Here is a 13,744-nt window from a genome sequence, read left to right as displayed (position 1 = left end):
AATCTTTAGCTATTAGATATTACCTTTTTTCAATTCACTAACCGCAAAATCGACTGCACGTGCAGTAAGCGCCATATATGTAAGTGATGGGTTGACACAGCCTGCAGAAGTCATACACGCACCGTCCGTAACAAATACGTTCAATGCATCCCAGACCTGGTTATTCCCATTTAATACCGATGTTTTAGGATCGCGTCCCATACGAGCTGTTCCCATCTCGTGGATACCTTGGCCAAGTCCATATACATTATCATAAGTATACGTATCTTTTACGCCAATGCTTTCCAGCATTTCCTTCATCTCATTTTGCATGTCACCACGCATCTTCAATTCATTATCTTTGATTTCGGCATCGAACGATAGCACAGGTAACCCCCATTTATCTTTTTTGCTCTTATCCAGCGTAATTTTATTTTCATGGTACGGTAAAGTCTCTCCAAATGCCGTGAAACCTACATTCCAGGTACCAGGTTCACAGATCGCATCTTTCCATGCACCACCAACTTCCATCTCGGCAACAGCACCGGACCAACGGCTGCGGCTTGCAGCCCCCTGATAACCAAATCCGCGAACATAGTCACGTTTTTTCGTATCGCCTTCAACGTTTACAAAACGCGGCACATAAAGACCTGTCGGACGACGACCAAAAACATAGCTATCCAAATATCCTTCTACATTACCACCGGCACCACAACGGAAATGGTGATCCATCAAATTGTGTCCAAGCTCACCGCTGCTACTTCCAAGACCACCTTCCCAAACATCGGTCGCTGAATTCATCAGCACCCAAGTCGAGTTCAATGCCGACGCACAAACAAAAATTACCTTCGCAAAGAACTCATAAGTCTGATTCGTTTCAGCATCAACAATTTCAACACCTTTTGCCTTTTTGGTGTTTTTATCGTAAATAATCTTTGTTACGATAGAAAACGGACGTAATGTTAAGTTATTCGTTTTTTTTGCGGCTGGTAAAGTTGCCGATTGTGTACTGAAATAAGCACCGAAGTTACAACCCAACCAACATTGGTTTTGATATTGGCAGTTGACACGGCCCTCATGTGGAACCGTTATATTCGCTGTACGTCCCATGATGAAATGACGTTGGCCTCCATATTGTTTTTTCAAGCGCTCAGCCAAATCTTTTTCAACAATGTTCATCGCCATTGCAGGCATATAATCACCATCTGGCAAAGATGGCACGCCATCTCTATTTCCCGAGATACCAGCAAATTTTTCAGCATAACTATACCAAGGAGCAATATCTTTATAACGGATTGGCCAATCTACACCATGACCATCCTTTAAATTTGCCTCGAAATCCAAATCTCCCAAACGATAAGATTGTCTTCCCCACATTAAAGAACGACCACCGACGTGATACCCACGGTACCAGTCAAAGCGTTTTACTTCTGTATAAGGACTCTCTTTTTCGTTCACCCAAAAATCCAGGTTCTTTTCATTCAAGGGATAATCTCTACGCAAAACCGGATAATCTTCGATCATCTGCTGCGTACGACCACCAGCATGAGGCCATTCCCATGGATTTTTATTTGGCGCAGTATAATCTTTGATGTGTTCGATGTTACGACCACGCTCTAGCATAATTGTTTTCAGCCCTTTCTCTGTCAATTCTTTCGCAGCCCATCCACCACTTATCCCAGAACCGATTACAATCGCGTCATAAGTATTTGTTGCCATCTCTCTTCTAATTATTTGTTTTTAAATAGTTATTTTTTCTGTTTAGTGTGCAGCGTTCGCATTATCCACTTTCTCATCTTTAAAAAGAGCTAAGAAGATAAAAAATACCACCGCGGCAATAATTGCGGGTACGACCCAAGTATGATTCCAAAAACCTGCCAAATCAGTTGCCTTTAAATCTTTGTATTTGTCCCCTACGTAACTTGCTACCCAGAAGCCGATCAACTGACCAACACCATACGTTGCCAAAGTGATTAAACCCTGTGCGGCAGATTTGTATTTAATACCAGCTTTACTGTCTGTATAAATCTGTCCCGAAACAAAGAAAAAGTCATAGCAGATACCGTGTAAAGCGATACCAATAAGCAACATAAATGAAAGTTCACCCGCATTACCATAAGCAAACAGCAGGTAACGGATCACCCATGCCAACATCCCTACCAAGATCGTCTTCTTGAATCCGAACTTTGTAAAGAAAATCGGAAGAGCCAATAAGAACAAGACCTCAGAAGCTTGCCCAATAGTCATCTTACCTGTTGGATTTTCCAAGCCGATTTCCGTAAGGAATAGGTTTGCATTTGAATAATAGAATGCCAATGGGATACAGATTAATACTGAGGATACAAAAAAGATCAAAAAGTTCTTGTCTTTCAACAGTTTAATGGCATCTAAACCAATAATTGATGCAAATGATGGTTTTTCACCTTCATCCAGTTTAACTGGTGGTGTTTTTGGTAAGGCAAAGGAAAATACCCCCAATACCAAAGAAGCCACACCCGACATCAAAAATGTGTTTTTCAATGCACCATCAGATGCCGCTGCGTCCCATTTAAAGATATAGCTAATTGCTAAACCTGCCACAATCCAACCAATTGTTCCCCAGATACGTATAGCTGAGAACTGTTTTTCTGGATTTGTTAATTGGCGAAATGAAACTGAGCTCGCTAAAGCCAATGTTGGCATATATAGCACCATATAGGCCAAGACATAGGGATAAAAAGTAGACATATCGGCCGCACCATACATCTGATACATTAATACGGCACCCACCAAATGCAAAACACCTAGAATACGCTCGGCATTAAAATAACGATCGGCGATCATTCCTACAATAAAGGGAGCGATAATAGCGCCCAATGACTGCGTCGAAAAAACATTGGCCATTTCGAAATCCGTTGCATGCAGATTCTTACTCAGAAAAGTGCCTAATGTGACAAACCATCCCCCCCAAATAAAAAATTCAAGGAACATCATGAAGGACAGTTTAAATTTTATTGTTGATGAAATCATAAATAAATGGTGTTTTACAATACTACTAATTGGTTTTACCTGCTCAATTTAAGAAATTAAATCTAATTGTCAATAGTACACTATTAAAATATTACAAAAAGCTATCTACCTCACGGTAGGCAGTGACCAATCGATCTTCGCCCTCCTTGCCTGGCTTAGAATTACCATGTTCCATCCCCATGATACCTCTATATCCCTTACTATGAATGTGTTTGAATACGTTTTTGTAATTGATTTCGCCCGTAGTGGGTTCTTTCCGTCCCGGATTATCGCCAATTTGGATATAAGCAATTTCATCCCAGCAACGGTTCATGTTAGCAATCAAATCTCCCTCCGTACGTTGCATATGATAGATATCGTACAAAATCTTACAGGATGGGCTGTTGACAGCCTTACATAGGGCGTAGGTTTCATGCGTTTGTTGCAAAAATAACTCCGGGGTATCGCTCAGCGTTTCAAGCACCATCACCAACCCGTGGGGCTCGAAGATCTCTGCACCTTTACGCATTGCTGTAAGAATATTGCTGAATTGATTTCCCCAGGGAAGTCTTCGCTCATAGAATCCAGGGACTACCGTAAGCCATTTTGCGTTACAGCGTTTGGCCGCTTCGACAGACTTATGACAAGTTTCGACAAATTTATCCAAAAATTCCTGTTTGCCTGTTGCCAAGGAAGGCATCCAATTTTGGCCGCCATCAACCACAAATACCCCCATGGTCATCCCCAATTTGGCCAATAGTTCCCCTATTTTCTTTTGCTCATCTAATGAACGGCCGAGATAGCCATTATCTTCAATTCCACGAAATCCCAAATCATACATGTAACGAATTTCGTCCAGAAAATTGTCTCCTGCATGATTCTTGAACATCCCTTGATGGGGTGCATAATTTAAATTAAATGTCTTTCCTTTATCCATCATATTGGTTGCATTTTGATTTGTTGAGGCAAATGTATGCCCAGATAATCCGGCTCCAGCAGCCAAAAGGCCACTTTTAATAAAATCAGATCTTTTCATTTTTGTTTATAGTTGATTAATTTTTAAATAATTTACCAAATCCATCCGAATAAACCGTCTGAATGGCTTGGTTTTTATTTTTATAAATGACAAAAACCTCCACATCTTTAAGTTTCTTGGCCTTAGCGATAATTTCGGCAGGCTCCATGCTCATAAAGTAATTGTCCAGGGCATCGGCATCCATGGCCGTTCCGGCGTACACCGTAACGCTTAAGATGCTGGTCGTATAGGGAAAACCTGAAATGGGGTCTATGTGGTGTCCCAGTTTTTTATCTTTATATTTAATAAACTTCTCAAAACTACCGGCCGTAGTTAACGCCCCGGACCGGAGCTGCACAACAGCCGTCATAGTCTCTTCCTGTCTACTTTCATCGGGTTGTACAATACCGATTGAAAAACCTTGTTGCCCGGGAGCTGTTCCTGAAACCCGGATTTCGCCCCCCACTTCCACCATGTAATCCGACAGCCCTTTATGTTTTAAGTATTCTGCCAGCACATCCACCGTATAGCCCTGTGCGATACCATTTACATCAATCTTAACGCCCGGTTTTTTCTTTACCAATTGATTGTGATTGACTTTGAGGTAGTGCATTCCGACAAATTGCTTTGCCTGGTAGACGGTTGCCGAATCTGGTACTACTTCGCTTTTTCTCACACCAAAGCCCCAAAGGTTGACCAGTGGGGCAATGGTAATATCGAATTGGCCTTTGGATAGTTTGTTGTATCGAAATGAAGCAGCAATGACACGAGCCATATGTTGATCCATTTCGATATGCGTCACCGTATCCCGGTTGAACAGCGATATCTTAGAATCCTTGCGGTAGACCGACATGGATAGATCAATAACTTTTAAGATACTATCTATTTCCGACCGTTTGACAATGCTATCCGTAGCAAAATAAGTAAGGTGAAACTGTGTGCCTTGTGCAGGGCCTTCCAGTCGAATCTTGCTTAATTCTTTTGAATCCGTTTGCGCCTGTAAACCAAGCGACCAGATGATAAAAAAGAATATATGGCAAATTTTCCCTTTTAGCCCCATCACCGCACAGCTATTAAATATAAAGGTTTGTATTTTGACCCGGATTAGCTACTGCATAAAAGCCCTCGGTATCAGGCAACAACTTCGGTTTAGCATCCCAAGCCAAGACATCTGGGCCCAATTTGATCGTTGATTTCAATGCCTCATCCCATTTGATGACCTTACCTGTATAACAAGCAATACGGCCAATGATACCAGTTAAAGTACTGTAAGCACCGTACTCCGCATTATCAAACTTATACTCCCCGTTGGCAATCGCTGCGAAAAGTTCTTTATGTTCCTGTTGGTAAGGGTTAGGATTACCTTTCGCATCATGACGATAGATTTCTTTACCTTTCCAATCATACAATATGGCTTGTCCACCGGCAGAAAGGTATACTCGGCCTTTTGTGGCCTGAAACTGCTCATCAACACGGTTTTGTATTCCTTCAAAATGTCTACATTGGCTATATACCACACTGTTGTCCGCATAGGTTAATTCCAACGCAAAATTATCGTAGATCTCACCATATTCTTTGCCTGTACGGTGCGCCCTGCTTCCAGTTCCCTGGATAGATACCGGATAAGAACCTTTCACCCAGTTGGCAATATCAATATTGTGTACGTGCTGTTCAACAATATGGTCACCGCATAACCAGTTGAAATAGTACCAATTGCGCATTTGATATTCCATTTCTGTTTGCTCAGGCTTACGTGGGCGTACCCATACCCCGCCTGAATTCCAATACACCTGTCCCGAAGTTACATCACCGATTGCACCATCGTGAATACGTTTGATGGCCTCACGGTAATTCGTTTGATAACGGCGTTGCAAACCTACGACAACATTCAATTTTTTACGTTTAGCTTCAGCAGCCGCACGGATAACTTGTTGCACTCCGGGAATATCCACAGCAACAGGTTTTTCCATGAAAACATGTTTTCCCTGACGGATTGCTTCTTCAAAATGTGCTGGTCTAAACCCTGGAGGCGTAGCCAGAATAACCACATCTGCCAATTTGATTGCCTCTTTATAGGCGTCAAAACCCACAAATTTATGGTTGTCGCTGACATCAATTTTATCTTGCCATTTTTCCTTAAGGGTATTATATGTACTATCTAAATTATCTTTAAATGCATCAGCCAAAGCGACAACTTTGATGTTCGCTCCCGAACTTAGCGCATCAAATGTAGCCCCTGTCCCCCTACCTCCACAGCCTACTAAAGCTACTTTGATCACATCGGAACCAGCAGCATAGGCTCCAGATAAAGGCAGCGAACTTAACATGGCGCCGCCAGCAACCATGGCAGAAGTTTTAATAAAATCTCTTCTTTCTAGATTTTCCATAATAGTTTTATATTGATTATTTTATTTTTTTAAAAATCTTTAATTGGTTTTTTATCATAATAAGCCATAATCTCTTCATGGCTAGGGGGATTGAGCGGTCTAACTAAACGCATACCAACGAAGGGGGCCTCAGGGAACCACCAATTACTTTTGGGAACCTGCGGGTCCAATTGTTTCCATATAGGATCCGATGCGCCACGGGCAGCCGAACGCAGATCAGCAGCGGCACTGTCAAATGCACCACCACGGACAACATTAGGATACAACGTCGTAGGAACAACAACAGGATTAGTCAATACCTTATCCTTACCTTCCGCATAGCTATCGGCCTTGTATTGGTCGTAAGTCCATTCACCCACATTTCCATAAATATCATAAAGCCCCCAAGGATTTGGCTTTTTCTCTCCTACCACATGCGTTTTTTGCTCAGCATTATCCTTAAACCAGGCATATTCGCCTAATTGTGTATCGTTGTCGCCAAAAAAATAAGCCGTCTTCGCACCAGCACGAGCCGCATATTCCCACTCTGCCTCCGTAGGAAGACGATAAAACACACCCGTACGAACATATAACCACTTGCAGAATTGAATCGCATTATAGTGGGTCATAGCAAGTGCGGGATGCCCCTCTTTACCAAAACCAAATGTCATATCAAGATAGGGCTTCGTAGGCCGGGTTACGGCGTCTATTTCCGGAGCAACCTTACCATCCTTACTTTTCGCGATTTCGTAATCTTTGTACAAAAAGGGTTCAAACAAGTCCCAGGTTACTTCATATTGTCCCATCCAAAAAGGGTCGAGCTTAACCTCGTGCGCTGGCTTTTCATCTTCCTTACCGCCAGATACAGATCCCATTTTAAAGCTTCCGCCGGGGATAGCCACCATTTTAAACGAAAGATTGGTCCCCGCAATGGTCTGCTCATAAGGATCCAACTTGTTTTGAGCAATGGCATGTACTCCAGCAAACAGTAAAACAGGAATTAAGAATCTTTTTAACATATTTAGGTTTCTATTTAAAGACTAAAATATAAAATAAGGTGTATACTTTACACTTTGGCACTATAACTTTTTTATTACAGTTTAATTCTTAATGGAAGAATCTATTTATAATAACGGTTTAGCAAATTGACTTACCGCGTCTTAAGACGAGTACAGTGAACAAAAAACTTCCGTCAATAAAAAAGGTTTTCCATTAGAGTGGAAAACCTTTTCATCTTCTCGCTGGTCTATACCCTTTTACAGCAGAATTTTCCGGCTCACCGTCTTATCTATGGTAATGTATCCCGGATAAAATACCGACTGCCCAGCGATATTGATTGAAGGTTTAATTTTTAACGTAAATATTCCCTTTTTATTCTCATCACTGGACATTAAAAAATTTTGCAGGTCAGAATTTACCAAAAGGTCATAAATATTGGTCGCAATACGCACATTGGCCATCGTTGACCCCCCGGGTTCAATTTGCAAGGATTGATTGACAATTCCTTCGACAAGCTGTTGACCGCCATACAGGATGATATACTGAAACTTATTGATTGACGCCTTTTTTAAGGTTGGGTTATCAATTTTAAGGCGAATAACCGCATCCAATGGAATATCTTTTCGTAAATAGGCCAAAGCCAAACTGGGTGCTGCCCCTAGATCAATCTGATTATTTTTTATCAGACGTTGCAATGATGTTCCTGCCAATCGAATACTGTCTACAGACTCTACATCAAACTTACATTTCGCCAAGTTCTCGATCTGTGCCTTTTGTCGATTCACGCCGCATCCGGAAATGAATAAACCCAAAAAGACCAAACATCCAAATAAAATTTTCTTGCTCATAACCGCTATTTTCCTCCAAATTTATACAAAACTCCCAGTGTAAACAATGGGTAACCCGCTTTTAAATAGGTATTACTTTTAAAGCCGAAAACCATTCCGTTCGTATACTGCAACTTCCACCCTTTCCCAAGCCCCATCCGTGTATAAAATACGGGCTCAATCAGCATGTTATCTTCTTTCGCTACAGGAAGACCATCAATAGCGAAGTTCTTCATACGCATATTGCTCAGTCTGATAATCGTTCCATAGTCAATATCATGTCTATTTCCGAACAATTTCAGAGCGTCTTTCTTCTCCGATGAAAAGTTCACCTGTACAAACACTTTGTCAAAATCCATATCCTGTGTCTCGACAATAGCCTGCCCCATGGTAGAAGATCTTTTATCAACGACACTCGTGGTCCCTAGTCCATATCCGCCATACACTTCAAATACACGATTATTTTTTCGGCCAAAACGCGTGTAGTACCCGATCCCCGCTTCCCCCATTTTCTGTGCATAGTCTTTCGTATTGGATCTATTATCCATATAAGATCCATTGGCAATAACAGCCACATGATCGGTCACGGCTACCCCCAGGTTTGCAGAAACGTTTGCCTTTGTGTTTATATTTCCGGAAACATAAACCTCACCAGCTTCCGTAAACATAGGTGCCGAAGGCACATTGGGCATATAGATCGAACTACAGGAATATAATGAACAGGCAAATAATCCAACGCACAGGCCATATCCAAACTTGTTATATTTCATATATAAGTAATTATTCAGTTGTGTCTGCATTCAATGGTATCCACGAATGCTTCGCATTTTGTATTTTAATGGCCATATGGAATATCCTCATTATATATGCCCCAGTGCTTAACCCCAAAGGGCATGCATGCTTAAAAACACATATCCTTTATAAAAATTGTACCAAAGCGGTTACATTTAACAGAAAATAACAATTCATCGCAGGATTTAAGCGGATAATTTATGAACAGACATCATATTTACCGCTGGCACTGCTCAGCAAGTAACTCGTATCCAGACAGATGAAACGCCGCAGATTTTTAACAAAATCATTGCAACTGTTAAAAAAAAAATTAAATAATAAAAGTGACGTGCATAAAAAAAGGCATCAATTGCTTGATGCCTTCTTCAAATATTGTTGCAAACCTTATGCTTGTTCTGTAGGAACTACAGATACATAAGATTTATTGTTAGCTTTTTTACGGAAAACTACTTTACCGTCTACTAAAGCGAACAATGTGTGGTCTTTACCAATACCAACATTCGTGTCAGGATTGTGTTGTGTACCGCGTTGGCGTACGATGATGTTACCTGCGATTGCTTGTTGACCACCGAAGATTTTGATACCTAAACGCTTGCTATGTGACTCACGGCCGTTCTTAGAACTACCCGCACCTTTTTTGTGTGCCATTTCTTTATCTTAATTTAAGACTGATGTCTGATTAAAAATTCAATTATAACGTAATACCAGTGATCTGGATTTTAGAAAATTGTTGACGGTGACCGTTTTTCTTTTTGTAGCCTTTACGACGTTTTTTCTTGAAAACGATAACTTTATCGCCTTTTAAATGAGACAAAATTTTAGCCGAAACTTTTGCACCAGCAACGCTAGGTGTACCAATGGTAAATTTACCACCGTCTTCTGCTAACAATACATTGTCAAATTCAATACTAGCGCCTTCATCTCCTTGTAAACGGTGTACAAAAAGGAACTGGTCTTTTGCAACTTTAAATTGCTGTCCTGCTATATTTACTATTGCGTACATTGTTAATTAATTAAATGTGTTATTAAATGAAGGGCAAAAGTAATTAGTTTTTACCACAATTCAAAGATAAATCTATCTTTTCCATTAATTTATTCCCAGCTGATCCGCTACTACCATCGGGAAATAACAGAATAGCAGGTAATAACGACTTACCAAACTAAAATTCTTTTTTCTGGAGCAACGTACATTTTAGCTGTTGGCTGTACATTAAATGCTTTATAAAATGCTTCCATATTATAGACAGGGCCGTTCACACGGAATTGCTCCGGACTATGTGGGTCGACCTTCAATCGTAAACGCATGCGCTCGTCGCTGCTTTTGACCCGCCATACTTGTGCAAAACTTAAAAAGAAACGCTGATCCCCTGTAAAACCATCGATCTTCTCATTCCCCTGCCCTTGTTTGGTCAGTTTAAACGCATCGTAAGCAATGTTCAAACCGCCGATATCAGCCAGATTCTCTCCTAAGGTCAATTCTCCATTGACATGTTGATTATCCAATAAGGTGAAGCTTCCATACAATTTCGCAACCTGATTTGCACGTTCGGTAAACTGTTTGGCATCCACAGGTGTCCACCAGTCGTTGAGGTTACCAGCCTTATCATACTGTCTCCCTTGATCATCAAAACCATGGGTCATCTCATGACCTATGACAGCACCAATAGCACCATAGTTGATCGCATCATCCGCATTGGCATCAAAGAATGGAAACTGTAGAATTCCTGCAGGGAATACAATCTCGTTGTATGGCGGATTATAGTACGCATTGACCGTCGGCGTAGTCATCAGCCACTCTTTTTTGTCAACAGGTTTGCCTATTTTACCGACCATCTCCTTATAAGCATGCTTGGCCGAAGATTGTAGATTCGCATAATAGGTATCTTTTGCAACTTCTACATCGCTATAATCTTTCCATTTTTCAGGATAACCGATCTTTTTAACAAAAGCTTCCAATTTTTCGATTGCTTTTTTCTTGGTTTCCGGTGTCATCCAGTCCAATTTTTCAATTCTTGTCTTGTAGACCTTTTGCAAATTATCGACCAATTCCATCATGCGCTGCTTTGCTTCAGGCTTAAAATAATCATCCACATAGAGCTTGCCAACAATCTCACCCAAATTTTCATCAGCTGAGCTGACCATCAATTTCCAGCGTTCTTTCTGTTGCTTCTGTCCATTGAGGGTTTTGCCAAATAGTTCGAATTTTGCATCGCGAAATTCTTTGCTCAGTGCAGTCGCAGAAGCATTTGCCAAATCCGCTTTTAACTTTGTTTTCCAAACCTCTACAGGCTGCGATTTTAACAGATTGTTTAGCGCTAGATAGAACTTAGGTTGCTGCACCAAAATCGTGTCGGTCTTCACCTCCAAACGGCCGAGAATATCTTTCCAGTTCAAATTTGGGGTTTGTTTCTGGAAATCCTGAACCGCAAACTTATTATAATTTTTAATCGGATCCCGCAACTCAACAGGAGTCAGATGGGATTTTGCGATTTCTGTTTCCAGTTTGAGTACTTCTTCGGCAGATTTTTGAGCATTTGCGCCCTCGCCGATCAACCCAAACAATTTAATCAGATAAGCGAGATAAGCTTCCCTGATTTTTTTGGCTTTGTCATCCTGATCCAAATAATAGCTAGCTTCGGGTAGATTCAACCCGCCCTGAAAAAACTGCAGTGCATTTTTAGTGCTGATTCGATCATCGGCAGCTACATAAAAACTAAACAGGTCTCCATCCCCCTCTTTGAATCCATCAGCCGCATAAGCGATTAATTCATCGATATTTTTCAATGCGTTGATTTTTTGGATAGTCCCCTCTATAGGCTTGGCACCAAGTTTATCAATGGTCACCGTATCCATACCGCTCGCATAGAAATCGCCGGCTTTCTGTTGATCCGAACCTTTTTTGCTGTTGGACTGAGCCGCATTTTCCAGCACCGTTTTCAATTTCTGCAAATTTTCATCTGCCAGAATATAGAACGACCCCCAACCGGTTTCAGAAGCAGGTATCTGGGTATTTTTCATCCATGCGCCATTCGCATATTGGAAAAAGTTATCACCGGGACTGACCGTTGTATCCATGCCAGAAACATCAAAAAAATTGGTTCTGACCTCTTGCGGATTCTCCTTGCTCTTGTTGGACTGACATGACAACATCATTAAGACGACAGAGAGCGTTCCCCATTTGACTTTTTGTATCATACTTTATTAGATTAAGAATATAATTAAAGCTAAGCATATTTTGAAGCCCTTCAAAAATACCAGCCAATTATTTCAAAAGTTTTACTTCGTATAAATCCTTGCGTCGATCTTTTTTAACTTTTACCGTGCCATATTCATGCAGGTCCCGCAAAGCATACAGGTCCACATCGGCAATCAGCACCATCTCGGCATTGGGAGTCGCTTCGGCCTTGATGGCATTATTTGGAAAGGCAAAATCCGATGGTGTAAAGACTGCAGATTGCGAATATTGGATATCCATGTTGTTGACACGTGGCAAGTTGCCGACAGACCCTGCTATGGCCACATAACATTCGTTTTCAATGGCACGGGCCTGTGCACAAGTCCTGACCCGAATATAACCATTTTGCGTATCGGTCATAAAAGGCACAAATAGGATCTGCATGCCCTGATCAGCCAAAATACGGCTCAATTCCGGAAACTCCACATCATAACAAATCAGTAGGCCGACCTTACCACAATCCGTATCGAATACCTTCACCTCACTTCCACCAACCATACCATAGTATTTAAATTCATTTGGCGTAATATGAATTTTCTTGAATTCATCCAGCTTACCATTACGATGGCATAGGTAAGAAACATTATAGAGTTTCTTATTCTCCATCAGTGGCATAGAGCCTGCAATAATATTCACGTTATAGGAAACCGCAAATTGCTGGATCCGATCAATAATTTCGGAAGTATGCCGCGCCAGTCTTTCCATTGCCAATCGCTCAGGAAGGTCGTTATATGGACTCATTAATGGCGTGTTAAAAAACTCGGGAAACATAATAAAGTCTGTTCCGTAGTCGCTTACCGTATCCACAAAGAATTCGATCTGGTCATAGAACGCTTCGATATTATCGAATAAACGCATCTGCCACTGCACCAATCCCAGACGGATCGTCTGTTTGGTCGTTGAGATCGACCGGGTTTCCGATTCGTAATAAATATTATTCCATTCCAGCAAAGTGGCAAATTCCATCGACTCGGCATCTTCCGGTAGATAATGTTTCAGCACCTTTTTGACATGAAAGTCATTGGAAAGCTGAAACGTCAATGTAGGATCATAAATCTCTTTGCGTTTTACCTTCTCAATATAGACTCTCGGACTCATCTTGTCCGCATAATTATGGTAATTGGGAATCCGTCCGCCGGCAACGATACATTTTAAGTTCATCTGCTCGCACAGTTCCTTACGTGCATCATAGAGGCGCCGGCCCAATCGCAATGCACGATGTTCTGGATGGACAAATACTTCGATACCATACAAGGTATCTCCGTCATCGCTATGTTTGCTGAATTTACCGTCATCAATAATATCATAATAACTATCATAGATGTTATTCTTTTTGGAATTGAGGATAATGGACAGCGCACAGGCAACCACATGCCCATCGATCTCCACGCACAATTGTCCTTCGGGAAATATCTCGATCAGATCCTGAATATTTTCCTTTGACCAGGTATCCCCTACACCATCATAAGCTTGTTCCATTGATTTTTTCAAATCAACATAATCCTTCTTTGTCAAGTTGCGCACTTGAATATCCATATAAATC

General features: G+C 41.2%; 12 protein-coding genes. All 12 read right to left on the bottom strand.

The genetic code is table 11. The features are described 5' to 3' along the window. Nucleotides 1-12 precede the first annotated feature (12 nt). The 12 genes from G6053_RS11955 to G6053_RS11900 all read right to left on the bottom strand — a co-directional run bounded on the left by G6053_RS11955 (nt 13) and on the right by G6053_RS11900 (nt 13,737). A complete protein-coding gene (locus tag G6053_RS11955) occupies nt 13-1,698 on the bottom strand; it encodes a GMC family oxidoreductase (protein ID WP_108631999.1) in 1,686 nt (561 codons plus the stop codon). A 42-nt stretch (nt 1,699-1,740) separates the two neighbouring features. Then, entirely contained in the window at nt 1,741-2,985 is a 1,245-nt protein-coding gene (locus G6053_RS11950) for an MFS transporter (protein ID WP_165309623.1), read from the bottom strand. A 94-nt stretch (nt 2,986-3,079) separates the two neighbouring features. Then, nucleotides 3,080-4,003 (bottom strand): TIM barrel protein, encoded by a 924-nt coding sequence (locus G6053_RS11945; RefSeq protein ID WP_165306589.1) that lies wholly within the window; start codon nt 4,001-4,003, stop codon nt 3,080-3,082. A gap of 16 nt (nt 4,004-4,019) precedes the next feature. Then, a complete protein-coding gene (locus tag G6053_RS11940; RefSeq protein WP_241255012.1) occupies nt 4,020-5,042 on the bottom strand; it encodes an FAD:protein FMN transferase in 1,023 nt (340 codons plus the stop codon). Between the two features lie 13 nt (nt 5,043-5,055). Further along, nucleotides 5,056-6,369 carry a Gfo/Idh/MocA family oxidoreductase gene (locus tag G6053_RS11935; RefSeq protein ID WP_108632002.1) on the bottom strand — a complete coding sequence of 438 codons (1,314 nt, stop codon included), beginning with the start codon at nt 6,367-6,369 and terminating at the stop codon, nt 5,056-5,058. A gap of 29 nt (nt 6,370-6,398) precedes the next feature. Then, on the bottom strand, nt 6,399-7,367 hold the full coding sequence (locus tag G6053_RS11930) for an SUMF1/EgtB/PvdO family nonheme iron enzyme (protein ID WP_108632003.1): 969 nt from the start codon (nt 7,365-7,367) through the stop codon (nt 6,399-6,401). A gap of 237 nt (nt 7,368-7,604) precedes the next feature. After that, complete coding sequence (locus G6053_RS11925) at nt 7,605-8,195, bottom strand: hypothetical protein (RefSeq protein ID WP_165306587.1); 591 nt, start codon at nt 8,193-8,195, stop codon at nt 7,605-7,607. Between the two features lie 5 nt (nt 8,196-8,200). Then, nucleotides 8,201-8,944, bottom strand: coding sequence for a hypothetical protein (locus tag G6053_RS11920; RefSeq protein ID WP_165306586.1), 744 nt, complete (start codon nt 8,942-8,944; stop codon nt 8,201-8,203). A 406-nt stretch (nt 8,945-9,350) separates the two neighbouring features. Continuing rightward, nucleotides 9,351-9,614 carry a 50S ribosomal protein L27 gene (gene rpmA, locus G6053_RS11915; RefSeq protein WP_046672918.1) on the bottom strand — a complete coding sequence of 88 codons (264 nt, stop codon included), beginning with the start codon at nt 9,612-9,614 and terminating at the stop codon, nt 9,351-9,353. Between the two features lie 43 nt (nt 9,615-9,657). Next, entirely contained in the window at nt 9,658-9,969 is a 312-nt protein-coding gene (gene rplU, locus G6053_RS11910) for a 50S ribosomal protein L21 (RefSeq protein ID WP_028068281.1), read from the bottom strand. Nucleotides 9,970-10,118: 149 nt separating this feature from the next. Then, a complete protein-coding gene (locus G6053_RS11905) occupies nt 10,119-12,161 on the bottom strand; it encodes a M13 family metallopeptidase (RefSeq protein ID WP_108632005.1) in 2,043 nt (680 codons plus the stop codon). Nucleotides 12,162-12,228: 67 nt separating this feature from the next. Beyond that, nucleotides 12,229-13,737: a bifunctional GNAT family N-acetyltransferase/carbon-nitrogen hydrolase family protein gene (locus tag G6053_RS11900; RefSeq protein ID WP_121121925.1), complete on the bottom strand. Its 1,509-nt coding sequence runs from the start codon at nt 13,735-13,737 to the stop codon at nt 12,229-12,231. Nucleotides 13,738-13,744 lie beyond the last annotated feature (7 nt).

The sequence above is a fragment of the Sphingobacterium sp. DR205 genome, from assembly GCF_011064245.1.
Classification (GTDB): Bacteria; Bacteroidota; Bacteroidia; order Sphingobacteriales; family Sphingobacteriaceae; genus Sphingobacterium; species Sphingobacterium athyrii.
The sequence above is the reverse complement of the archived record's forward strand: the minus strand, read 5'-3'. Positions and strand labels throughout refer to the sequence as shown.

Excerpts from the sequence above, each read along its gene's own strand:
- G6053_RS11920 (WP_165306586.1), bottom strand. The coding sequence starts at position 8,944 with ATGAAATATAACAAGTTTGGATATGGCCTGTGCGTTGGATTATTTGCC.
- G6053_RS11900 (WP_121121925.1), bottom strand. The coding sequence starts at position 13,737 with ATGGATATTCAAGTGCGCAACTTGACAAAGAAGGATTATGTTGATTTG.
- G6053_RS11945 (WP_165306589.1), bottom strand. The coding sequence starts at position 4,003 with ATGAAAAGATCTGATTTTATTAAAAGTGGCCTTTTGGCTGCTGGAGCC.
- G6053_RS11940 (WP_241255012.1), bottom strand. The coding sequence starts at position 5,042 with ATGGGGCTAAAAGGGAAAATTTGCCATATATTCTTTTTTATCATCTGG.
- G6053_RS11955 (WP_108631999.1), bottom strand. The coding sequence starts at position 1,698 with ATGGCAACAAATACTTATGACGCGATTGTAATCGGTTCTGGGATAAGT.
- G6053_RS11930 (WP_108632003.1), bottom strand. The coding sequence starts at position 7,367 with ATGTTAAAAAGATTCTTAATTCCTGTTTTACTGTTTGCTGGAGTACAT.
- rplU (WP_028068281.1), bottom strand. The coding sequence starts at position 9,969 with ATGTACGCAATAGTAAATATAGCAGGACAGCAATTTAAAGTTGCAAAA.
- G6053_RS11935 (WP_108632002.1), bottom strand. The coding sequence starts at position 6,369 with ATGGAAAATCTAGAAAGAAGAGATTTTATTAAAACTTCTGCCATGGTT.
- G6053_RS11925 (WP_165306587.1), bottom strand. The coding sequence starts at position 8,195 with ATGAGCAAGAAAATTTTATTTGGATGTTTGGTCTTTTTGGGTTTATTC.
- rpmA (WP_046672918.1), bottom strand. The coding sequence starts at position 9,614 with ATGGCACACAAAAAAGGTGCGGGTAGTTCTAAGAACGGCCGTGAGTCA.
- G6053_RS11905 (WP_108632005.1), bottom strand. The coding sequence starts at position 12,161 with ATGATACAAAAAGTCAAATGGGGAACGCTCTCTGTCGTCTTAATGATG.